Source organism: Castellaniella hirudinis (genome assembly GCF_047468865.1).
Lineage (GTDB): Bacteria > Pseudomonadota > Gammaproteobacteria > Burkholderiales > Burkholderiaceae_B > Castellaniella > Castellaniella hirudinis_A.
In genome coordinates, this window is sequence record NZ_JBLGTV010000001.1 from 130,565 (window position 1) to 151,531 (window position 20,967).

The 20,967-nt window shown below is 66.8% G+C and carries 19 protein-coding genes and 2 tRNA genes; 11 read left to right on the forward strand and 10 right to left on the reverse strand.

Going from position 1 to position 20,967, the window contains the following annotated elements; translation table 11 throughout:
* Nucleotides 1-5: 5 nt before the first annotated feature.
* From selD to rnr, 7 genes are all read right to left on the reverse strand, one after another.
* The gene (gene selD / locus ACMHYJ_RS00555) at nucleotides 6-1,115 is read right to left on the reverse strand and encodes a selenide, water dikinase SelD (RefSeq protein ID WP_414244249.1); all 1,110 of its coding nucleotides are present in this window, start codon (nucleotides 1,113-1,115) and stop codon (nucleotides 6-8) included.
* The gene (mnmH, locus tag ACMHYJ_RS00560; protein WP_414244250.1) at nucleotides 1,112-2,194 is read right to left on the reverse strand and encodes a tRNA 2-selenouridine(34) synthase MnmH; all 1,083 of its coding nucleotides are present in this window, start codon (nucleotides 2,192-2,194) and stop codon (nucleotides 1,112-1,114) included. The genes selD and mnmH overlap by 4 nt, the downstream gene beginning before the upstream one ends.
* A gap of 9 nt (nucleotides 2,195-2,203) precedes the next feature.
* Nucleotides 2,204-2,279: transfer RNA gene (locus tag ACMHYJ_RS00565), tRNA-Val, on the reverse strand.
* Nucleotides 2,280-2,430: 151 nt separating this feature from the next.
* Nucleotides 2,431-2,703 carry an HU family DNA-binding protein gene (locus ACMHYJ_RS00570; protein WP_414244251.1) on the reverse strand — a complete coding sequence of 91 codons (273 nt, stop codon included), beginning with the start codon at nucleotides 2,701-2,703 and terminating at the stop codon, nucleotides 2,431-2,433.
* A gap of 147 nt (nucleotides 2,704-2,850) precedes the next feature.
* The gene (locus tag ACMHYJ_RS00575) at nucleotides 2,851-4,089 is read right to left on the reverse strand and encodes a cystathionine gamma-synthase family protein (RefSeq protein ID WP_414244252.1); all 1,239 of its coding nucleotides are present in this window, start codon (nucleotides 4,087-4,089) and stop codon (nucleotides 2,851-2,853) included.
* 99 nt (nucleotides 4,090-4,188) lie between these two features.
* Nucleotides 4,189-4,938: a 23S rRNA (guanosine(2251)-2'-O)-methyltransferase RlmB gene (gene rlmB / locus ACMHYJ_RS00580; protein WP_414244253.1), complete on the reverse strand. Its 750-nt coding sequence runs from the start codon at nucleotides 4,936-4,938 to the stop codon at nucleotides 4,189-4,191.
* Nucleotides 4,939-5,219: 281 nt separating this feature from the next.
* On the reverse strand, nucleotides 5,220-7,661 hold the full coding sequence (gene rnr / locus ACMHYJ_RS00585; RefSeq protein WP_414244254.1) for a ribonuclease R: 2,442 nt from the start codon (nucleotides 7,659-7,661) through the stop codon (nucleotides 5,220-5,222).
* 111 nt (nucleotides 7,662-7,772) lie between these two features.
* Here rnr and ACMHYJ_RS00590 point away from each other — a divergent pair.
* From ACMHYJ_RS00590 to ACMHYJ_RS00610, 5 genes are all read left to right on the forward strand, one after another.
* Nucleotides 7,773-7,857, forward strand: a tRNA-Leu gene (locus tag ACMHYJ_RS00590).
* 354 nt (nucleotides 7,858-8,211) lie between these two features.
* The gene (locus tag ACMHYJ_RS00595) at nucleotides 8,212-9,204 is read left to right on the forward strand and encodes an ABC transporter substrate-binding protein (RefSeq protein WP_414244255.1); all 993 of its coding nucleotides are present in this window, start codon (nucleotides 8,212-8,214) and stop codon (nucleotides 9,202-9,204) included.
* A gap of 2 nt (nucleotides 9,205-9,206) precedes the next feature.
* A complete protein-coding gene (locus tag ACMHYJ_RS00600) occupies nucleotides 9,207-10,043 on the forward strand; it encodes an ABC transporter permease (RefSeq protein ID WP_414244256.1) in 837 nt (278 codons plus the stop codon).
* Nucleotides 10,040-10,789, forward strand: coding sequence for an ABC transporter ATP-binding protein (locus ACMHYJ_RS00605; RefSeq protein ID WP_414244257.1), 750 nt, complete (start codon nucleotides 10,040-10,042; stop codon nucleotides 10,787-10,789). The genes ACMHYJ_RS00600 and ACMHYJ_RS00605 overlap by 4 nt, the downstream gene beginning before the upstream one ends.
* A complete protein-coding gene (locus ACMHYJ_RS00610) occupies nucleotides 10,786-11,976 on the forward strand; it encodes an NnrS family protein (RefSeq protein ID WP_414244258.1) in 1,191 nt (396 codons plus the stop codon). The genes ACMHYJ_RS00605 and ACMHYJ_RS00610 overlap by 4 nt, the downstream gene beginning before the upstream one ends.
* Here the strand turns inward: ACMHYJ_RS00610 and ACMHYJ_RS00615 are convergent.
* Complete coding sequence (locus tag ACMHYJ_RS00615) at nucleotides 11,957-12,430, reverse strand: hypothetical protein (RefSeq protein ID WP_414244259.1); 474 nt, start codon at nucleotides 12,428-12,430, stop codon at nucleotides 11,957-11,959. The genes ACMHYJ_RS00610 and ACMHYJ_RS00615 overlap by 20 nt on opposite strands.
* A gap of 11 nt (nucleotides 12,431-12,441) precedes the next feature.
* A complete protein-coding gene (locus ACMHYJ_RS00620; RefSeq protein ID WP_414244260.1) occupies nucleotides 12,442-14,100 on the reverse strand; it encodes a hypothetical protein in 1,659 nt (552 codons plus the stop codon).
* A gap of 168 nt (nucleotides 14,101-14,268) precedes the next feature.
* Between ACMHYJ_RS00620 and ACMHYJ_RS00625 the strand changes: the two genes are divergently transcribed.
* The 6 genes from ACMHYJ_RS00625 (at nucleotide 14,269) to ACMHYJ_RS00650 (ending at nucleotide 20,433) form a co-directional block, all read left to right on the forward strand.
* Nucleotides 14,269-15,084, forward strand: coding sequence for an energy transducer TonB (locus ACMHYJ_RS00625; protein ID WP_414244261.1), 816 nt, complete (start codon nucleotides 14,269-14,271; stop codon nucleotides 15,082-15,084).
* Between the two features lie 31 nt (nucleotides 15,085-15,115).
* Nucleotides 15,116-16,084, forward strand: coding sequence for a MotA/TolQ/ExbB proton channel family protein (locus tag ACMHYJ_RS00630; RefSeq protein ID WP_414244821.1), 969 nt, complete (start codon nucleotides 15,116-15,118; stop codon nucleotides 16,082-16,084).
* Between the two features lie 2 nt (nucleotides 16,085-16,086).
* The gene (locus ACMHYJ_RS00635; RefSeq protein ID WP_414244262.1) at nucleotides 16,087-16,644 is read left to right on the forward strand and encodes an ExbD/TolR family protein; all 558 of its coding nucleotides are present in this window, start codon (nucleotides 16,087-16,089) and stop codon (nucleotides 16,642-16,644) included.
* Between the two features lie 84 nt (nucleotides 16,645-16,728).
* Complete coding sequence (locus ACMHYJ_RS00640) at nucleotides 16,729-17,400, forward strand: response regulator (protein WP_414244263.1); 672 nt, start codon at nucleotides 16,729-16,731, stop codon at nucleotides 17,398-17,400.
* A 91-nt stretch (nucleotides 17,401-17,491) separates the two neighbouring features.
* Nucleotides 17,492-18,556: a sensor histidine kinase gene (locus ACMHYJ_RS00645; protein WP_414244822.1), complete on the forward strand. Its 1,065-nt coding sequence runs from the start codon at nucleotides 17,492-17,494 to the stop codon at nucleotides 18,554-18,556.
* Nucleotides 18,553-20,433, forward strand: coding sequence for a potassium transporter Kup (locus tag ACMHYJ_RS00650; RefSeq protein ID WP_414244264.1), 1,881 nt, complete (start codon nucleotides 18,553-18,555; stop codon nucleotides 20,431-20,433). Before ACMHYJ_RS00645 ends, ACMHYJ_RS00650 begins: the two co-directional genes overlap by 4 nt.
* A 69-nt stretch (nucleotides 20,434-20,502) precedes the next feature.
* Here the strand turns inward: ACMHYJ_RS00650 and ACMHYJ_RS00655 are convergent, their stop codons facing one another.
* A complete protein-coding gene (locus ACMHYJ_RS00655; RefSeq protein WP_414244265.1) occupies nucleotides 20,503-20,934 on the reverse strand; it encodes a hypothetical protein in 432 nt (143 codons plus the stop codon).
* Nucleotides 20,935-20,967 lie beyond the last annotated feature (33 nt).

Below are 20,967 nucleotides of genomic sequence, written 5' to 3' on the forward strand. Positions count from 1 at the left end.
GCGTTTCAGGATACCTGAATCCCGGGCTCGCCTGCCTGCATCCGGCCGATGCGGGCGGTGTGCGGGAAGCCTTCCGCCCGCAGCAGGGCCAGGATGGCGTCGGCGGCGTCGGGGTGGCAGGCAATCAGCAGCCCGCCGGAGGTCTGCGGGTCGGTCAGCAGGGCCTGCGCTTCGGGCGGCAGGCCGGCGTCCAGCGCGATATTGGCCTGGCAGGCATGCCAGTTGCGGGCGGACGCCCCGGTCTGGATGCCTTCTCGAACCAGGGCGGGGGCGGCGGCCAGCCAGGGCAGGGCGGCGTAGTCGATCTTGGCCCGCAGGCCGGCGCCCCGGCACATTTCCAGCGTGTGGCCCAGCAGGCCAAAGCCCGTGACGTCGGTGAGGGCGTGCACGGCGGGCAGCGCGGCCAGCTGCGTGCCGGGCGTGTTCAGGCGGGTGGTGCTGTCGATCAAGGCCTGGTAGCCCGCGGCGTCCAGGCGGTTTTTCTTCAGGGCGGCCGACAGCACGCCCACGCCCAGGGGCTTGCTGAGGATCAGGGCATCGCCCGCCCGGGCCTGGTCGTTGCGCTTGATCTGATCCGGGTGGGCCAGCCCCATGACGGCCAGCCCGTAAATGGGTTCGACCGAATCAATGGAATGCCCCCCGGCGATGGGAATGCCGGCGGCCTGACACACGGATGCCCCGCCCGCCAGAATGGCGGCAATGGTGTCGTGCGGCAGGGTTTTGAGCGGCATGCCCACCAGGGCCAGGGCCATGATGGGGCGTCCGCCCATGGCGTAGACATCCGATAGCGCATTGGTGGCGGCGATGCGGCCGAAATCGTAGGGGTCGTCCACGATGGGCATGAAGAAGTCGGTGGTGGCGATCAGGGCCTGGTCGTCGTTCAGGCGATAGACCGCCGCGTCGTCCGCGGTCCGGGTGCCGACCATCAGTTGGGGAAACGGCCCGGACGGCAGCGCGTTGCGCATCAGCTTGGCCAGGATATCCGGCGCGATCTTGCAGCCGCAGCCACCGCCGTGGGACAGGGCGGTCAGCCGGGGGCTGGCCGTATCGCCGGGCGTGGCAGTGTCGGTCGTGTCGGGTGTGGCGGTGGCGGACGTGGCGGGTGTGCGGGTCATGGGGTGCTCCGAAGGCGTAGTTGGGTCAACAGCCGCGCCGCCTGCGCCGGCCCGTCGCTGGCCGTGGGGTCGAAGGCGAAGACCGGCGCCTGGGCCAGGCCGGCGTAATGCCCCTGGCTGCTGCGGCGATAGGCCGGGTCGTAGTGGTCTTGCACCAGGGCGGCGAACAGTTCGGCGTGGCGGCCCTGGTCGATCAGGGTTTGCCAATCCCGGATTGTCTGGCGGCTGTGCAGGCCCACCAGCCGCGCCAGGGTCTGCTTGAAGACCGCCGGCGCTTGGAACAGATGGGCATAGTCCTGCAACAGGAAGCCGATACGCTGCGGCAGTTCGGCCTGCACGCGCACGCATTGGCCGCCATGCATGCCGTGCAGCAGGCTGTCGGGCAGGCTGATCTGGCCGATGCGCCGGCTTTCGGCTTCGACGAAGACCGGACGGGCGGGATCCAGGGCGTCCAGCGCCCGCAGCAGGGCGGATTCGAAGCCGCGCTGGCTGGGCTGGGGCTGGCCGGGCAGCGCCCCCAGCAGTGAGCCGCGATGGCGCGCCAGGCCTTCCAGATCCAGGGTCTGCGCGCCCGCCCGCGCCAGGGCCTGCAGCAGGCGGGTCTTGCCGGATCCGGTGGGGCCGGCCAGCACGATGTAGCGCAGCTGCGCCGGGCGCAGGGCCAATTGGTCGATCACATGGCGGCGCCAGGTTTTGTAGCCGCCGTCCAGTTGGCGGGCGCGCCAGCCGATCAGGTTGAACCAGGTGGTCATGGCGCCGGAGCGTTTGCCCCCGCGCCAGCAGTAGATCAGGGGCCGCCAGCTTTGCGGCCGGTCGGCGAACAGGGTGTCCAGGTGTTCGGCAATGTGCCGGGCCACCAGGGCCGCGCCCAGACGGGTGGCCTTGAAGGGGGATTCCTGCGCGTACAGCGTGCCGATGACGACGCGTTCTTCGTTACTGAGCACGGGGGCGTTGAGGGCGCCCGGGATATGGTCGTCGGCGAATTCCGCCGGGGTGCGCACGTCGATGATGTCGTCGAACCGGGACAGCGCATCCAGGCCGCAACGCAGGGCACCGGGAGGGGGGGATGGGTGGGTCATGCCGGGAGGTGGTGGGTGCTGAGGGGTTCGAACCCCCGACCTACGCCGTGTAAAGGCGCCGCTCTACCAACTGAGCTAAGCACCCCCGATCAGCCGCCTGTCTGCGGGTCAAGGGCGCAATTATATCGGGGCCATGTGGATAGGGCAAACATGCCGGCTTGCCGTTGCCGGGCCGGCCGCGCATGGAAAAGCCACCGCGAAGGTGGCCTGGTGCAAACGCCCGCCGTGGCGGATGATCAGTTGACGGCGTCTTTCAGGGCCTTGCCCGGGCGGAATTTCGGCACACGCGCTTTTTTGATCTTGATGGCTTCGCCGGTGCGCGGATTGCGGCCGGTGCGGGCGGCGCGTTCGGTGACGGCAAAGGTGCCGAAGCCGACCAGGGTGACCGAACCCTTTTTCTTCAGGGTGGTTTTGACGGCACCGACAAAGGCTTCCAGGGCGCGACCCACGTCGGCCTTGGAGAGATCGGTCTTGGAGGAGATATGCTCGATCAGCTCGGTTTTGTTCATTAAAAAGTACCCCTGAAGGTTATTGTCGTTTGGTGGTTAAGCCGTATTAAGCCTTTGAATCGCCCCCAGTGTCAAGAGGAAAACGCTGGAGACCCGCATGTTTCCTGATGCTTCTGGTTTTATCAAATGGCTTTTCAAGGGCTGGTTTCAGCGGCTTGCCAGCGCGTTGGCGAAGTCCTGCAGCAGGTCGATTTCGTCTTCGATGCCGACGGAAATCCGCAGGAATCCGTCGGGAATGCCCATCTGGGCGCGGCGCTCCGGGCCCATTTCAAAGTAAATGGTGTGCGCCGCCGGCAGGATCAGGGTGCGGTTGTCGCCCAGGTGGGTCGCCAGGGCGGCCACGCGCAGGCGGTTCAGGCATGCGAAGACGTCCACTTCGGGCTGCAGCACCACGCCCAGCAGGCCGCCGTAGCGCGTGCCGAAGAAGTCGGTGGCGCGCTGGTGCTGCGGGTGGCTGGCCAGGCCGGGATACTGAACCCGGACGACCTGGGGCTGGGTTTCCAGGAATTTCGCCAGTGCCAGGGCGTTGCCGCAGATGCGGTCCATGCGCAGGGCCAGGGTCTCGGCGCCGGCGGCCAGGCGGTGCGCGATGTCGGACGACAAGGTGCCGCCCATGTCGCGCAGGCCTTTTTTCTTGATTTGCAGCAGCCCCCAGGTGTGGGCGTCGTCTTTGCGGTATTGCTCGTAGATGTGGGGGAAGTCCGACCAGTCGTACAGGCCGGTCTGGGTGATCGCCCCGCCCAGGGCGTTGCCGTGGCCCCCGATGTGCTTGGACAGGGAGTTGACCACCAGGGAGGCCCCGAAATCGCGCCCCGGGCGCAGGTAGGGCGAGGACAGAGTGCTGTCCACCACGTAGACCAGCCGGTGCGCCTGACAGAAGTCGCCGATGGCTTTCAGGTCGGCCACCTGGGTGCCGGGATTGGCGATGGTCTCGACGAAGACCATGCGCGTATTGGGCCGCAGGGCGGCCGCGACCTGGGCGGCGTCCGTGGCGTCCACCAGGGTCAGTTCGACCCCGAAGTTTTCCAGCGTCATCAGCAGGCTGTTGGTGTTGCCGAAGATGTATTTGCTGGCGATCAGGTGGTCGCCTTGGCGCAGCAGGGCGAAGAAGATGGCGTTGAGGGCCGCCATGCCGGTGGCGAAGGCCAGGGTGCCGTTGCCGCCTTCCATGGCGTTGACCTGGGCTTCCAGGGCCGCCGTGGTGGGCGTGCCCGTGCGCGCGTAGGTGTAGCCTTTTTTGCGGTTCTGGAACACGGCGGCCAGTTCGTGGGCGTCGTGGTAAGTGTATTCGGTGGACGGGTGGATCGGCGCGTGCACGGCACCATGGGTGGTGTCGCTGCGGTGGCCGAAATGCACGGTCTGCGTGGTGAAGCCGGAGTCGGACATGGCGGTGGCGGAGTCGAAGTCGAAGGAAAAGTGGAATTATGCACCCGGGGTGTTTTTGCCCGCGCATAAGCTTATGTGGCGTCTGCGGCGGGCGCGGGGTCAGGCGGCGCCGCGCTGGCGCACGGTCTCGTACAGGCAGACGGCGCTGGCGACGCTGACGTTCAGGCTTTCGACCGAGCCCAGCATGGGGATGGAAACGCGCTCGTCGCAGGTTTCCCGTGTCAGGCGGCGCATGCCTTCGCCCTCGGCCCCCATCACCCAGGCCAGGGCGCGGCGGGCGTCCACCTGGTGCAGGCTGTGGTCGGCGCCGTCGTCCGTGCCCACCAGCCAGATGTCGCGTTCGCGCAGCGCCCGCAGGGTGCGGGCCAGGTTGGTGACCATGAGGTACGGCACGGTATCCGCCGCCCCGCAGGCCACGCGCCGCACGGTGGTGTTCAGGCCGACGGCGCGGTCTTTGGGGGCGATGACGGCGTGTACCCCGGCCGCGTCGGCCGTGCGCAGGCAGGCCCCCAGGTTGTGGGGGTCGGTGACGCCGTCCAGCACCAGCAGCAGGGCGGGTTCCCGGCGGTCTTCCAGGACGTCCAGGACTTCGTCCACCGTCACGGCCAGCGGCCGGGCCTGGGCCAGGGCCACGATGCCTTGGTGGCGCACCCCTTTGGCCAGACCGTCCAGACGCCGGCCATCGGCCGCATGCCAGCGCACGCCGGCGGACTCCAGCTGCTGGATGCAGCGCTGCATCCGGGCGTCCTGGCGGCTGGTGTCCAGATAGACGTCGCGGATGGAATCCGGCGCGTGCCGCAGGCGAGCCTGCACGGCGTGAAAGCCGGCCAGAATGTGTTGGGAGGCCATGAGGGATCCTAGCGATGTGCGGTGAAATGGGCGGTGGCGCGTGGCTGGACGGGGTGTCCATCGACGCGTCGGGCGAGGCCATATTGTAGAACGGTGGTCGAGGGGTGTCTGAAGCCCGGCTGCCCGCTTTTGTCGGGCCGGCCCGTCCAGTTTTTGGGGCTTGGACGGGGCGGCGGGCGCCGGCGGGTGCTCTGGGCCTGGCTTGACCGCGCCGGCGGCCAGCGGGATTCCAGGCTTCGTTTGCCCGCGCCGGCGGCCGGCGGCGGGATTCCAGGCCCCGTTTAGCCGCGCCGCTTGCCGGGCGGGGTGCGGGCGGCGCGCTTGACTTCGGCGCGGCGCTGCCGGGCCGTGGTGCCGCGCAAGGCCGCCGGTTTGGCGCTGGCCGCTTTTTTGTGGGCCCGGGGCGGTGCGTCGCCGCGGGTGTCGCCTTCGATGTGGGCTTGCAGGGTTTTGTAGTCTTCGCCGCGCACGGGCCGGAAGTCGATGCGGCGGGCTTCGAGATCGACCCGGGAAACCTGAACCTGCAGGGCGTCGCCCAATTGGTAGCGGAAGCCGGATCGTTCGCCGCGCAGTTCGTTGAGGGCTTCGTTGTACTGGTAGTAATCGCCGCCCAGTTCGGAGATATGCACCAGGCCTTCCACGTACAGCGTATCCAGCGTGACGAACACGCCGAAGCTGGTGACCCCGGTGATGTGGCCGCTGAAGACTTCGCCGACGTGTTCGCGCACGAACCAGCATTTCAGCCAGGCCTGGACATCGCGCGAGGCGTCGTCGGCGCGCCGTTCGCGCGCGGACAGCAAGGCGCCCAGGGATTCCCAGCGGTCGTGTTCCAGAACCTTGGCCGGCAGGCTGGGATCGGCCAGGTCGCCGGGCAGCGCCGGGGGCAGGTAGCGTTGTTTGCGCAGAATGCCGCGGATGACGCGGTGCACCAGCAAATCCGGGTAGCGCCGGATGGGCGAGGTGAAATGGGCGTAGTGTTCGTAAGACAGGCCGAAGTGCCCGGTTTGCTCGGGGCTGTAGATGGCCTGCTGCATGGATCGCAGGCACAGCGTCTGGATGATGTTGAAATCCGGCCGGGCGCGGCTGGCCAGGATCAGCTTGGCGTAGTCGGCGGTCTGCGGGTCGTCGCCGCCTTCCAGCGTCAGGCCCAGCAGGCGCAGGGCTTCGCGCAGCGCCTGGAGTTTTTCCGGGGTGGGGCCGTCGTGTACCCGGAACAGGGCCTGGCGCTTGTTGCGCACGATGAAGTCGGCCGCGCAGGTGTTGGCGGCCAGCATGCATTCTTCGATCAGCTTGTGGGCGTCGTTGCGCGTGTAGGGTTCGATTTTTTCGATGCGGCCCAGGGGGTTGCAGACGATGCGGGTTTCGACGGTGTCGAAGTCGATGGCCCCGCGCTTGCGCCGGGCCTGCTCGAAGCACTGGAACAGTTCGTAGGCGGTTTGCACGTGGGGGTAGAGACCGCCCAGGGCCTGCGCCGCCGGCCCGTCGGGCTGCTGCAGGGCGGCCCAGATGTCCGTGTAGGTGGTGCGGGCGTGCGAATGGATGACCGCTTCGTAGAACTGGTAGGCCGCCACCGTGCCGGCCTTGACGCCGCCGGCCGGGATCATCATGTCGCAGACCATGACCAGCCGGTCGGTGTCGGGGTTGAGCGAGCAGACGCCGTTGGACAGGGCCTCGGGCAGCATGGGGATGACGCGGCGCGGAAAATACACGCTGGTGCCGCGATCCAGGGCGTCTTCATCCAGGGCGCTGCCCGGTTGCACGTAATGGCTGACGTCGGCGATGGCCACCAGCAGCCGCCAGCCGGGCCGGGCGCGCTTGGCCGTGCCCAGGTCGGCGGGCATGCAAAAGACGGCATCGTCGAAATCGCGGGCGTCTTCGCCGTCGATGGTGATGAAGGGGATGTCGCGCAGGTCGATGCGCCCGGCGTATTCGGCGGCGCGCACGTGGTCGGGAACCGAATTCAGCTGGCGCAGCGTGGCGTCGGAAAAGCCCACCGGCACATCGAATTTGCGCACGGCGATTTCTATTTCCATGCCGGGGTCGTCGATTTCGCCCAGGACTTCGATCACCCGGCCCATGGGCTGGATGTGGCTGGCGGGCTGGCGCAGGATCTGCACGGTGACCACCTGGCCGGGCTCGGCCCCCCCGGTGTCCGCCGCGGGGATCAGGATGTCGTGCTTGATGCGCTGGTCTTCGGGGGCCACCACGTAGGCGCCGTGTTCTTTCAGGAAGCGGCCGACCAGCTTGACCGTGCGGCGTTCGAGGACTTCGACGATCACGGCTTCGGGGCGGCCCCGGTAGTCGCCGTTGGGTTTGACCCGGACGCGGTCGCCGTGCAGGACTTTGGCCATTTCGTGGGGCGACAGAAACAGATCGCGGCCGCCGTCGTCGGGGATCAGGAAGCCGAAGCCGTCACGATGGCCCTGGATCATGCCGTCAATAAAGCCGGTGTTGTTGCATATTTGCAACCTTCCTTGGGCGTTATAGCGCACCTGGCCGTCGCGTTCCATGGCTTTGATGCGCCGGACGAAGCCGGTGGACAAGGGGATGGAAGCCTGGGTGGCATCGGCCAGGGCTTCGAGGGATAAGGGTTTTCCTGCCTGTCGCAGTGTGCCGAGCACCTGTTCGCGGCTGGGGACATTCGGGTCGAAATCAGCGGGCTGATCAGTCGTCTGCACCGGAGAAGCGTCACGGTTATTGTCGTTGTTGGTTCGCTTTTTCAAAGGCTATTTGCATCCAAAAAAAATGTGTTGTATAGTTCTGTCTTCGCTGAACAACGCAGCAAACAAAGCAGCAAGGTTTCAGCGAAAGCAATAGCATACACGTTATGCCGTGCCCAGGTGGCGGAATTGGTAGACGCGCATGGTTCAGGTCCATGTGCCGCAAGGTGTGGAGGTTCGAGTCCTCTCCTGGGCACCACTTCTTAGTTTTAAGAAGTCTAATTCAGTACGATGCCTTTTGGCATCACACAATAAAACCCGCATAGACCTTAAGTCTTGCGGGTTTTTGCTTATGCGTGATCCATGTTCGTCCAGCATCCGGGCGGCCAAAGCATCCGACAGCCCTGCCGAATCGCCATCGGACGGTGTTGTTGGGAATGATTTTTCTTCGCAATGGTAAAGCTGAGTTTTTTACTCATGTTATAGTAAATCAGGGCTTGCCTGCATTGTCCCTGTCTGCGTTGCCGTCCAGCCTGGAACCCCATTGTCTCGTCCCTGGGTCGCCGTTGGCTGCCGATTTGCAAGAACCAATCGCTATGCCCGAGGAAGCATTATGTCCCGTGTCATCATGAATCGTCGCTCTGTCCTGGTTGGCGCGGCGGGGCTTGCCCTTGGCCTTGCCGCGCCGTCTGTGCTGCGGGCCCGGCCCATCGCACGGCTGGCGCTTTACGGGCCGCCGGCCTCGCCTACCGTCACGCTTGCCTATGCCGTCGCTTCCGGCGCGCTGGCGGATCTGGCGCAGGAGGTCTCGCTCACGGTGTGGCGCAATCCCGATGAGTTGCGCGCGGGGCTGACTTCGGGCCAGATCGACTTGTCGGTCGTGCCCGTGCAGGTGGCTGCCAATCTCTATAACCGGGGGATGGGGCTGCGGCTGGTCAACGTGATGACCGACGGCCTGATCCATGTGGTCGCTGCGGAAGGCAGTATCACGGCGTTGTCCGATCTGGCGGGCAAGCGCATCGCCGTGCATTTCGTCAACGACACGCCCGATCTGATCTTGCGCGCCCTGCTCAAGCAGCAGGGCCTGTCCGACAGTGTCGAAATCGTGGCCACCGGCACGCCCGCCGAGTCCGCGCAGCTCCTGCTGGCCGGCCAGATTGAAGTCGCCCTGCTTAGTGAGCCCTTCGCCACGGTGGCGATCCTGCGCGGCCAGACGGCCGGTCGCCGCTTTGCCCGGGTGATCGACATCCAGAAGGAATGGGGCGAGCAGACGGGGCTCGGGGCGATGGCCCCGATGGCCGGGCTGGCGGTGACAAAGGGTTTTTCCAAGTCCGCGCCCGACGTGATCGCGCCGCTTCACGCGCGCCTGGCCGAAGCGACCGCGGCGGTGATCGCCGATCCTGCCGCCGCCGCCGCAAAGGCGGCCGGCCCGCTTGAATTGCCGGCCCCGGTTCTCGCCGCTTCCATTCCGCATTCGGCGCTGGTGGCGCGCAGGGCCGGTTCCGTTCGGGCAGAAATCGAAGCGATGCTGTCCCTGATGGCCGAAAGCGATGCGGGCATCATTGGGGGCAAATTGCCCGATGACGGGTTCTATGCGCTGGGCTGACCATGATCGGTTCGGGTGCCGGCTGGATCATCGCGCCGCTGCTTGATCGCTGCGGGCGGCTCGGCCGGTTTTTCTGGTCGGGCTGGGCGGGGCTTGCGGGATTATGTCTGCTTGCTGCCCTCTGGCAGGCCGGGCATGAAGCCTATGGCGACTTCATCCTGCCGGCGCCGCTGGCCACGCTGTCCTCCGCGATCAGGTTTCTCGCCGACGGTACAGCGCGCGACCTGCTGCTGCTGACCAGTTGGCGCGCACTTCAGGGTTTTGCCGCCTGCGCGGTGGTCGGCGGGATTGCGGGGCTCGCGGCGGGCTACTCGCCGGCAACCCTGCGGCTGACCCAGCCGATCCTCACCGTGCTTCTGGGGGTGCCGCCGATCGCCTGGATCGTGCTGGCCATGATCTGGTTCGGGTCGGGCGACACCACGGTGGCCGTCACCATCCTGATCTCGGCCGTGCCGCTGGTTTTTGCGGGCGCGGTGGAAGGGGTCGTGGCGCGTGACAGGGGGCTCGATGCCATGGCGCAGGTTTTTGGCGCCGGCCCGGTTCGCCGCTTCACCCACGTCGCCTGGCGGCAGATTGCGACGCATCTGCTGCCTGTGCTGATCATCGCGCTGGGCACAGCGTTCAAGGTTGCCGTCATGGCGGAACTCCTTGCCAATGCGGGCGGCGTCGGCGGCGCGCTGGCCCGCGCCCGCTCCATGCTCAGTATCGATGACGCGCTGGCCTGGGTCTGCCTCACGGTGATCGCGCTGATCGCCGTGGAATACGGGCTGATCCGCCCCATCAAGGCCGAGATGGAGCGCTGGCGCGAGGCCGCTTCGCCTTGGGGGGTGAAGCGATGAGCCTGCTGTCCTTGCGCAAGGTCGGCCATGCCTTTTTCGGCCGTACCGTCCTGGACGGCATCAGTCTCGACATCGAGGCTGGCGAAATCGTTTCTCTTTTGGGGCCGTCCGGCTCGGGCAAGTCTACGATCGCCCATATTGCCGCCGGCTTGATCGAGCAGACGGATGGCCGGGTTCTGCGCGCCTATACCCGCCATGCCATGGTATTCCAGGAGCCACGGCTGATGCATTGGGCAACCGTGGGGCGGAATATCGGTTTTCCCTTGCGGTTGGCGCGCGCGCCGCGCCGCGACCGCGCCGAACGGGTGGAAAACGCCGCGATCCAGGCGGGGCTGCTGCCCGAAGATCTGGACAAATTTCCCGTCGAGCTTTCGGGCGGCATGCGCCAGCGTGCGGCGATTGCGCGCGCTTTGGTCAATCAGCCGGACTTCATCTACTTCGATGAGCCGTTTACCGCGCTCGACGTGGCGCTGAAGCGGCGGATGCAGGATCTCGTGATTGCCGCCGCGGCAAACGGCCGGTTTGGCGCCTTGTTCATCACCCATGATGTCCTGGAGGCAATCCGCATCAGCCACCGGATACTCGTGCTCGCCCAGGATGGGCGCGGCATAGCCGGGGAACGGCGCGTGGCCGGAGACCCTGGCGCCAGGAGCGAGGACGAGGGGTTTGCGCTGCGGCAGCAGTTCCTGACGCGCGATCCGCTGTTCGCCCATATCCACGAGATCGACGAAAGGACGCGGCCGTGACGGTTCCGTTGCATCGCGTGCTTGCGGACGAAGGCTTCCGCATTTTTTTTCCGCTGGCGGCGCTTCATGCCGCGCTCTGGCCCTTCCTATGGGTGGCGGTATGGTCGTTCAACCTGCCCTTTGCCCAGGCCGTGCCCTCGGGGCTGTGGCATGCCCACGAGATGATCTTCGGCGCGTGGGGGGCGGCGCTGATCGGTTTCATGACCACGGCCGCGCCGGAGTGGACCAATTCGGCGCGGCCGCGCGGCCGCGTGCTGTGGGGGCTGGCTGTGCTGTGGGGCGTCGGCCGCCTCGCCGGGCTGCTGGGCGCGAGTCTGTTGCTGCCGCTCTCGGCGCTGGCCGACCTGGCCTGGATTTCGGCGTTGGTCTGTTTTCTCGCCCGGATTTCCTGGCGCTATCGAACCGCGCGTGTCCTGTCTTTCATGGGATGGATTGTCGCGCTGGGTCTGGCCGGGGCCGTGGCAAGATGGGCGATGCTGGTGGGCGACACCGGTCTTGCCTCGACGGCGCTGCGCGTCGCGGGCCTCGTTTTCCTCGGCTTGCTCGGCCTCGCGCTGGCGCGCATCACGGTGCCGGTCACCAATGTCGTGCTCGACCCCACCGAGATGACCACGCCTTTCCGGCCGCATCCGGGGCGGCTCAATCTCGGCTCCGGCCTGGTCGCCTTGGCATTGGCCGGCGAACTGGCCGGCTTGTCCCCCGCCGTCACCGGCTTCCTGTGGATCGGGGCGGGCGCCGGCTTCATGGATCGCATGGCGGAAGGCTTTGTCGGGCGCGAATTCTTCCGGGCGGAGATCATGGTGCTGATGGCGGCCAGCGGCTTTGCCGGCGCGGGGCTGATCCTGCTCGGTGCTGCGCGGCTGGGCGCGCCGTGGGGAGAGGTCGCCCCCTTGCATCTGGCGCTGATAGGCGGGCTTGGGTTGGGCGTACTGGCCGTGCTGGCCGTCGCCGGGCGCTTCCACACGGGGCAGGGCCTCGGCCTTCATTGGCGGACGAAGCTGGCTTTTCTTTTGGCCGCCGCGGCGGCCCTGCTGCGGGCGTTGCCGGAGATGGGGTGGATGCCCTGGCCGCCGGGGCCGCTGCATCTGCTCCCGGCGCTGTGCTGGGCGGCGGCTTTCGCGTTCTGGCTCGTCGACTACTGGCCGGCGCTCAGTGATGCGGCAACGCTTATTCGGCGGGCAGGATGATCAGGTTCTGCCCGTCGGGCGTGGTCACCTGCCGGGTGTTTTTATGCCGCTTGGCGGCCGCCTGGCCTTGCCCGACCTCGACCCGCACGGAGGTGGTTTGCTGCTGGTCGTTCTGGTGAATGAAGACATGCAGGTAGTGCACCCCTTCGCTGAGGGCGTGCAGGGCGGGGCTGTCTGTGGCCAGGCCATCCTGGTCGGTGTGCAGCACGGTCTGGCCGGTGGATTCCAGCTGCAGGCCGGGGTCGGTGGTGTAGCGCACCGTCAGGGGGGTGTGGGCCGGCCCCTTGAAGTTCAGGGCGATGCGGGCGTGGCTGTCGGGGGCAAGCGCGATGCTGTCGGTGCGCTCGACCTGGACGACGGCGCCGGGTTTGCCGATGATTTGGGCTTGCGCGCCGCTGAAGGGGCCCAGGGATAGCCCGAGAATCATGGCGCAGGCCAGTGTGGTGGTTTTCATGGTGGGGTCTCTCAGGGCTTTTTGTCAAGCTGCAGGATGCTGCAGCCACGGATGGTTCTGGCGGCGAACTGGGCCACGTAGGTGCCTGCCGCCAACTGGTAATTGAAGACGCCGGTATCCGGGGCCGGTTCTTCGGGTTTGCCTTCGGTGGGGACTTCCTGGCCCCTGTCCTGCAAGGCGAAGAACAGGCCGTCGTCTTCGCTTTGGACGAAGACCCGGTAGGCGCCTGGCTGCGGGATCTGGACGCGAAACTGCATCCGGTTGCCCAGTTTGTTGTAGTCGCCGTATTGCGTGCTGAGGCAGAAGCGGGACGGCTCCCCGATTTGGAGATCGTGGTAGATGGGCAGAATAAGCGCCTGCATGTCCGGGCGCAGGTTGTCCGGGTAGGCCTGCCGGCTTCCCCAGATGTCCAGGTCGTTGCCCCAGGCCATCTGCAGCGTCCGCAGGGATTGGTCGATCTGGGCTTGCGCGCCGGGGGGCGCGCTGGCGCGCAGGTAGGTGGCGAAGGAATACAGGCTGGTCAGTGCCGGGGTGGTTTTCTGCGGGCCGGTCAGGGTGTGATATATCGACGCCAGGCCGATATCGGGGGATTTATACCATTGGTACAAGGTGTGCTGGATGGCGTCTTCGCTGAACCAGCCCGCGTCGGCCAGCTCGATGGTGTCGAGATCCAGGCTGAAGCCGATGCCTTGCCTGGGCCCGGAGGTATCGACGTACAAGGGGTCGTCGCGCACCATGCCGGCCAGGGCGTTGCCCAGCCCTTCGCCGAAGGCGACGGTCATGTTCAGGCGGTCACCGCTGCCGTGATTGCCGCCGAGCGAATCGGATCGGGAGGCGTAGTGCTCGAAGTAGTGGCCCCATTCGTGCACGATGACGCCGGTGTCGTATTCGTCCGTATCGACGTCCGCCTTGCCCAGAATGTACAGGCCGGGTTGCGGGGACTGGTGGTTGAAATGGCTGGTGCCGATTTCGCCGTTGCCGACCTCGCCGTCTGCGGGCAGGTTGTCGGGGCTCCAGTAGATATTGAGGGGGTGCAGCTGCACGTCGGGGTCGACGCCGCGGATTTTGCCGATGGCGGTGTAGACCTGATCCAGGATGGCGAAGGGGGCGGCGGCCCGCACGCGCGCGCCGTAGCCGTCCAGATCCGCCCATCCAGAGGCGGCGTGCAGATTGCGGGTTTGCGGGATTTCGCCGCTGTCGAAGGCGGGGCCTTCCAGGGCGTAAAGCGCCGCTTGGCCGCTGGCGAAGCCGGCCGAGGTATTGTCGCGCACGGCGAAATCCCAGCTGGCTTGCCCGGTTTGCTGCATGCGGCTGATGGCGCGCAGCCGGATTTGGGTGTTTTTGGGGATGGACAGGCTGAATTCCCCTTGCGCGTCGGTGATCCCGGTGTCCAGGGTATTGCCGGCGGCATCCACGGCGACGACCTGAACCCCGCGAACCGGTTTGGCCTGGGTCTGCGCGTAGTCCAGGGCGGCGGATGGGCGGCCGCCCTGGGTGGTGGGGATGGCCGGCACGAAGTCATAGCTGACTTGTCCGCTCAGGCTGATGTTTGGCCCTGGGGGCGGGGTGGGCGCGGGATCCGATCCGTCGGAGCCGCTGTCGCAGGCCCCGAGAAGCAGCATCAGTGGAAGGGCAATCAGGGCGATGAGTGGTCGATTTTTTTGGCGCATGGGAGTCCTGGTCGGCGAGTGGTCTGGCATGATTCCGGTGCTGGATGGCGCATGATAATGGATATGTATAAATGTATGTTAATTTTTGCTTGAATTCGCCTTGTTGTCATTGAGAATCGTTTTCATTCCTGCTAATATTCCGCTTTTACTGAAGTGGTATTCGGGTTCATGGCTTTAGGCTCATCTTTGCGTTTTCCCTGGCTGAAGGCAGCGGCGGCTTGCCTGGCGGTGGGCTTGCATGCTGCGGCATTGGCGATGATCTTGTCCGCCCCGGTCGCTCAGGTGGCGTTGGGCGAACCCGACGCGTTTGACGTGCAGTTCGTCGAACTGGGCCCGGCGGAAGAACCCGTGACGGAAGCGCCGCCCGCCGAAGAACTGCCCGACATCCCCGAACCCGACACGATTGTTCCGCCGGATCCCGAGCCCTTTTTCGAGCCGGAACCGGAACCTGAAATCGAGCCCGAGCCGGAAATCGAGCCGGAACCCGAACCCGAGCCGGAGCCCGTGGTCGAGGAGCCCGAGCCGGAGGCGATCACCGAGGCCCCCAAGCCCCCGCCCCCGCCCCCGCCGCAACCCAAGCCCAAGCCGCAACCTAAGCCACAGGTTGCGCCCAAGCCCGTGGCCGTGCCGCCGCCCGCGGCGGCGGGCGGGGCCAAACAGGCCAGCAAGGCCCGGGGCGAGGCGCAACCGGTCGATCCAGATCGGCCGCGCACCATCGGCCGGGTGGACTACCTGGGCAAGCGGCCCAACCCGGATTATCCCCGCGTCTCGCAGCGCCGGCGCGAGCAGGGGCGGGTGGTTCTGCGGGTGCTGATTTCGCCGCTGGGCCAGGTGGCCCAGGTCAATATCCATCGGTCTTCCGGTTATGCGCGCCTGGATCAGGCCGCCGTGGATGCCATGCAGCGGGCGCGTTTCCGGCCGTATACCGAAAACGGGATTGCGTATAAAGCGCTGGTGGACATCCCCTTTGATTTCGTTCTATAGGTCCAAGACCTGACAGGAGTACAAGAAAATGATGCTTGATCTGATCAGCGGCGCCGCGCTGGCGCTGGCGCAGGCGGCCGGGCCCGATGTGGCGCAGGCCGCGGCGACGGCGGGCCAGGTGGTCAACGACGTGGCGCAGGCTGCTGCGGCGGCGGGCCAAGTGGCCGCCGACGTGGCGGACACCGCCGCGGCCGCCGCCACCCTGGGCGGGGCGTCGGCCACCGCCGTGCTGGATGCCGCGCCCGGGCTGGCCATGGCCGACCAAGGGGTCATGCACTTTGTCGGCCAGAGCGATGCCGTGGGGAAATCCCTGTTCGTCTTTCTGATGCTGATGTCGCTGGCCAGTTGGTATCTGATCCTTGCCAAGGGCTTTACCCAGCTGCGCATCCGCCAGCGCTCCAAGAAATTCCTGGCGGAATTCTGGGCGGCCAGTTCCCTGGAACAGGTCGAAAATGAAATCTCCACCCACGGGGCCGAAGAACCCTTCGCGCACCTGGCCAGCCACGCCATCCACGCGCAAAAGCACCATGCCAAGTATGGCGCGCTCAAGCTCGAAGAAAGCGGGTCGACCGCCGCTTTCGTCACGCGCACCATCCGCAAGGTCATTGACGAGGAAACCGCCCGCCTGGAAAACGGCCTGACCGTCCTGGCCTCGGTCGGCTCCACCGCGCCGTTCGTCGGTTTGTTCGGCACGGTCTGGGGGGTGTACCACGCGCTGCTGAGTATCGGCATGGCCGATGGCGTCACCATCAACCGCATTGCCGGCCCGGTGGGCGAGGCCTTGATCATGACGGGGCTGGGTCTGGCGGTGGCCATTCCGGCCGTGCTGGGATACAACGCCTTCGTGCGTCTGAACCGGGTCTATCTGGCGCAACTGGATGCCTTCGCACACGACCTGTTCACGTTTCTGACCACCGGCCAGCAAGTGGGCGATGGCGGCCATGAACGGCACGAGCGCCATGGCCGCCACATCAGCCTGGCCAGCAGCCGGGAGGCTTGATCATGGCATTCGGCAGCTTTGATTCCAAGGGGCCGGGCACCGCCATGTCCGAGATCAACATGGTGCCTTTGATCGACGTGATGCTGGTGCTGCTGGTCATTTTCATCATCACCGCGCCCCTGCTCAGTCATTCGATCCGCATCAATGTGCCGCAGGTCACGGCCCAGCCCGTGGAGCAGAAGCCCGTGGTGATCGACCTGGCCATCGACCCCATCGGACAGTTGTTCTGGAATGACCAGCCCGTGGCCATCGAAGCGCTGGAGGCGCGCTTCGCCGCCGAAGCCGGCGCCGATCCGCAGCCCGAGATTCGTATCCGCGCCGATGTGGACACGCGCTACAGCGAATTGGCCGAGATCATGGGGGCGGCGCGCCGGGCCGGCATGAAACGGCTGGGTTTCGTGACGCAGCCGGGCGCGGCCACGGCCAATAAATCCGGCGACCCGGCTGCTGCCGGCCAGGCGGCTGGGGCAGCGCCCGCCGCCGCGTCGTCGTCGCAGTCCGCCGCCGCCTCGCCGCAGTCCGCCGCGTCGTCGTCGCCCACCCCTGCTGTGGCGCAGTAAACCCTTTGTTCAAGCGCCTGTCAGCTATGTAACGGGCGCGCCGGGCGGTGTCGGGCCGGCCTGTCTTCAGGCTAAAATCGGGCCATGCGAGTACTAGTCATCGAAGACGACACCACCCTGGGCCACGCGCTTCAGGAATTCCTCAGCGGCCAGGGCTATGCCGTCGATTGGCTGCAGTCGGGCGACCGCGTCCAGGGCGCGGCGACCGCCCAATCCTACGACCTGCTGCTGCTGGATCTCAACCTGCCCGGACTCGGGGGGCTCGACGTCCTGCGGCAGTTGCGCGCCGAAGGGGTGCAGACCCCGGTCTTGATCCTCACCGCGCGCGATGGCCTGGATGATCGCGTGGCGGGCCTGGATGCCGGGGCGGACGACTACGTCACCAAGCCCTTCGAGCTGCCCGAACTGGCCGCCCGGGTGCGCGCCCTGGCCCGGCGGCATGCCGGCCAGGCCCAGACCGTTCTGGAATGCGGCCCTCTGGCGTTCGATACCGTGGGCCGCCAGGTTCGCGCCAATGGCCAGCGTCTGGCCTTGTCGGTGCGCGAGCTTTCCGTCCTTGAAATGCTGATGGCCCGTCCCGGGCGGGTGGTCACCAAGCAGCAGATCGTCAATTCCCTGTCGGCCTGGGATGCGGATTTCAGCGAAAACGCGGTCGAAGTCTATGTGTATCGGCTGCGCAAGCGCCTGGATGGCACGGGCGCCGGCATCCAGACAGTGCGCGGCTTTGGCTATCTGCTCGACGTCGACAGTGTCTGATCCCGTTCCCCATGCGGCCGCGGGGCGGCAGGCCCCGGCCGCCCATCCGCCGTCACCCGGCCAAGCGGCGGGCGGGTTGCTGCGGCGCTTGATGCCTCAGGATTCCCTCGCCCGCCGCCTGGTGCGCCGCTTGCTGCCGGCATTTTTCATTCTGGTGGCCATCGACCTGCTGGCCACCTGGTTCATGACCGGCGTGATCCGCCCCCAGCCCTGGGTGCTGCGCGACCTGTTCTGGGTGATGCTGCTGACGCAGGGGTTCCTGGTGGTGCTGTTTGCCTGGGTGCTGATTTCCGGGATCCGCACCGAGCTGGCTTCGATCAACCGGCTGGCCGACCAGATTCGCCAGCGTTCCATCGAAGACCTGCAGCCGCTGGATACCGCCGGCATTCCCAGCGAGATTTCCCCGCTGGTGCATCATTTCAACGATCTGCTGCTGCGCTTGGACGATTCGGTGCAGGCGCAGCGCCGCTTCGTCGGCCATGCGGCGCACCAGCTGCGCACGCCGCTGTCCGGGCTGAAACTGGAATCCGAGCTGATGCTGGGGCAGGATTTGCCCGAGGACATCCGCACCCGGGCCCGGCGCATCAAATCCGTCACCGACCACATGATCCGCATGGGCCAGCAGCTGCTGGTGCTGGCGCGGGCGGATCACGCCCTGCATCCGCACGACAGTTTCGTGCGCCTGGATTTATGCGAATGGATGCGTCTGGCGGGATCTGAATGGCTGGATCGGGCGCACACGCACGGCCTGGGCCTGCATCTTAGCGCGCCGAACGACCCGGTCTGGGTCGAGGCCGACCCCGTGCTGCTGGGCGAGCTCCTGGGCAACCTGATCGACAATGCCCTGCGTTATGGCCGGGGCGCGCGCGACATTCAGCTGCGCGTGGTGTCCAACCCGCCGTCGTTTGCGGTCGAGGACGATGGCGTGGGCATCCGGGCGGACGACATTGATCGCGTTTTCGAGGCCTTTTACCGTGCCGCCGATGCGGGGCCGGGCGGATCGGGCCTGGGCTTGGCCATCGTGCGGGAGATCGCCCGCGCCCATGGCGCATGGTGGAAAGTCGTCAGCCGCCCCGACTTTCCCGGCACGCGGGTGACCTTGATGTTCCCGGGGCCGCGCCGGAATACGCGCCTGACCCGGACGGAAGCCCCATGAGCGCCTCAGCGGACGGCCGGACACCGCAGGCGGCGCTGCTGCTGGGGGCCTTGGGGGTGGTCTATGGCGATATCGGCACCAGCCCCTTGTACACCGTCAAGGTCGCCCTGTCCGGGGCGGGCGGCCCGACGCCGGCGCACATCCTGGGGATGCTGTCGATCCTGTTCTGGATGCTGGTGATAGTGGTGTCGGTCAAGTACGTCACCTGTATTCTGCGGGCGGACAATCGCGGCGAAGGCGGCACCCTGGCCTTGATGGCCTTGGCCAAACGCGGCCGCTCCGGCCGGGTGCGCTGGCATTTGACGTTCCTGGGGCTGGTGGGCGCCAGCCTGTTTTACGGCGACAGCATGATTACGCCGGCCATCTCGGTGCTGTCGGCGGTCGAAGGCATCGGGGTGGTGTCGCATCGGCTGGATGCCTGGGTGGTGCCGATTGCGGTGCTGGTGCTGCTGGCCTTGTTCATGGCGCAGTCGCGCGGCACCGGCGCGATCGGCCGGCTGTTCGGCCCCGTGATGCTGTTGTGGTTCCTGACGCTGGGCGGGCTGGGCGCCTGGCGCATCGCCGGCCAGCCGCAGGTGCTGTTGGCCGTCAACCCCCTGTGGGCGCTGCGCTATATCGTGGATGCGCCCTGGGAAACCTTCCTGGCCCTGGGGGCCCTGGTGCTGGCCCTGACCGGGGCCGAGGCCCTGTACGCCGACATGGGGCATTTTGGCCGGGACGTCATCCGCCGCGCCTGGTTCGGCCTGGTGCTGCCCTCGCTGGTGCTGTGCTATTTTGGCCAGGGGGCCTTGCTGTTGGGCGACCCCGCCGCCATCCGCAACCCCTTTTTCCTGATGGCCCCCGATTGGGGGCTGATCCCCTTGGTGGGCTTGGCCACCCTGGCAACCGTGATTGCGTCGCAGTCGGTGATCTCCGGGGCGTTCTCGGTGACGCGCCAGGCGGTGCAGATGGGCTATTGGCCGCGCATGGTCATTTTGCATACCTCCGCCCGGGCGGAAGGCCAGATTTATCTTCCCCGGGTGAATGGGTTGCTGTTGCTGGCGGTGCTGGCCCTGGTGCTGTCGTTTGGCTCGTCCGACAGCCTGGCGCATGCCTATGGGTTTGCCGTCACGGGCACGATGCTGATGACCTCCGTGCTGGCTTTCGCCGTCTTGCCCCGGACGGCGCGGGGGGTGCGGCGCGGGGCCTGGCTGGCCCTGATCGCCGTGTTCTTGCTGATTGATGTCCTGCTGTTCGCCTCGAATACCCTGAAGCTGCATGAAGGCGGCTGGCTGCCGCTGGTGGTGGGTATCGCGCTCTTGACTCTGATGATGACTTGGAAGCAGGGCCGCCAGCGCATTCACGACACCCTGGCGGGCGACCATCAGCCTTTGGTCAGCTTCATGGAATCCCTGGAGGCCTATCCGCCCACCCGGGTGCCCGGCACGGCGGTGTTCATGAGCATGATCGTGGGGACGGTGCCACCCGCCCTGTTGCACAACCTGAAGCACAACAAGGTGCTGCACGAGCAGGCGCTGTTCCTGACGATCGAAGTGGCCGATACGCCGTATGTGCCGTTTGGCGAGCGCGTCAGGATCGAGCGCGTCAGCCGCAGCAGCTGGCAGGCGGTGGCCCGCTGGGGCTTCAAGCAAGAGCCCGATGTGCCCCAGGTGCTGCAGCAGATCGCGCAGGAAGTCCAGGATCTGAACCTGGAGCCCATGCGGACGTCGTATTTCCTGTCGCGCCAGACGGTGATCGTGGTGCGCCGCCTGCCCTGGTATCAGCGCTGGCGGCGTCATCTGTTCGCCTTCATGGCGCGCAATGCCAGCCGCACCACCCGGTTCTACAAGATTCCGCCCAACCGGGTGGTTGAAATGGGCATGCAGATGGAAATCTGATGTGCCGTCCGGGCCGCCGCTGCCGGCGCACGGCCGTCGACCGTTGGCGGGCGCGGCGGCGGGCCGGGCTTATTGCGTCACGGGGGCCGGCGTCGTGGCCGGGGCCTGGGCGGGCGTCGGGGCCGGGATGGTGATGGTGGTCTGGCGCAGCACCCCGCCGGACAGCACCGACCCCTGGGTTTCGGTGTTGCCGTTGTTCATCAGCGTCAGGCAATCCTGGCGCTGGGACTCGGGCAGGGCGTCGCAGCGCTGGGTGCGATGCCGGGATTCGGTTTCGGTCGACGGGCTGGTCAGGGTGTTGTCTTTGGCGGCCTGGGCGGCGGCGCCGGCTTCTTTCAGGCACGCCTGCCGGTCGACGTCGGCGACGGTGCCGCAGCGCTGGACGTCTTGCTGGTATTGGCTGGTCGGGGCGGCTTGCGCGCTGGGCGCGAAAAGCGCCGCGCAGCCTAGGCTGGCGGCAAGCAGGCTGGCCCGCAGAGAGATCGGAAGGTGTGGATGCATAAAGACTCCTTGGTCACATCCGGGCATGTCCCC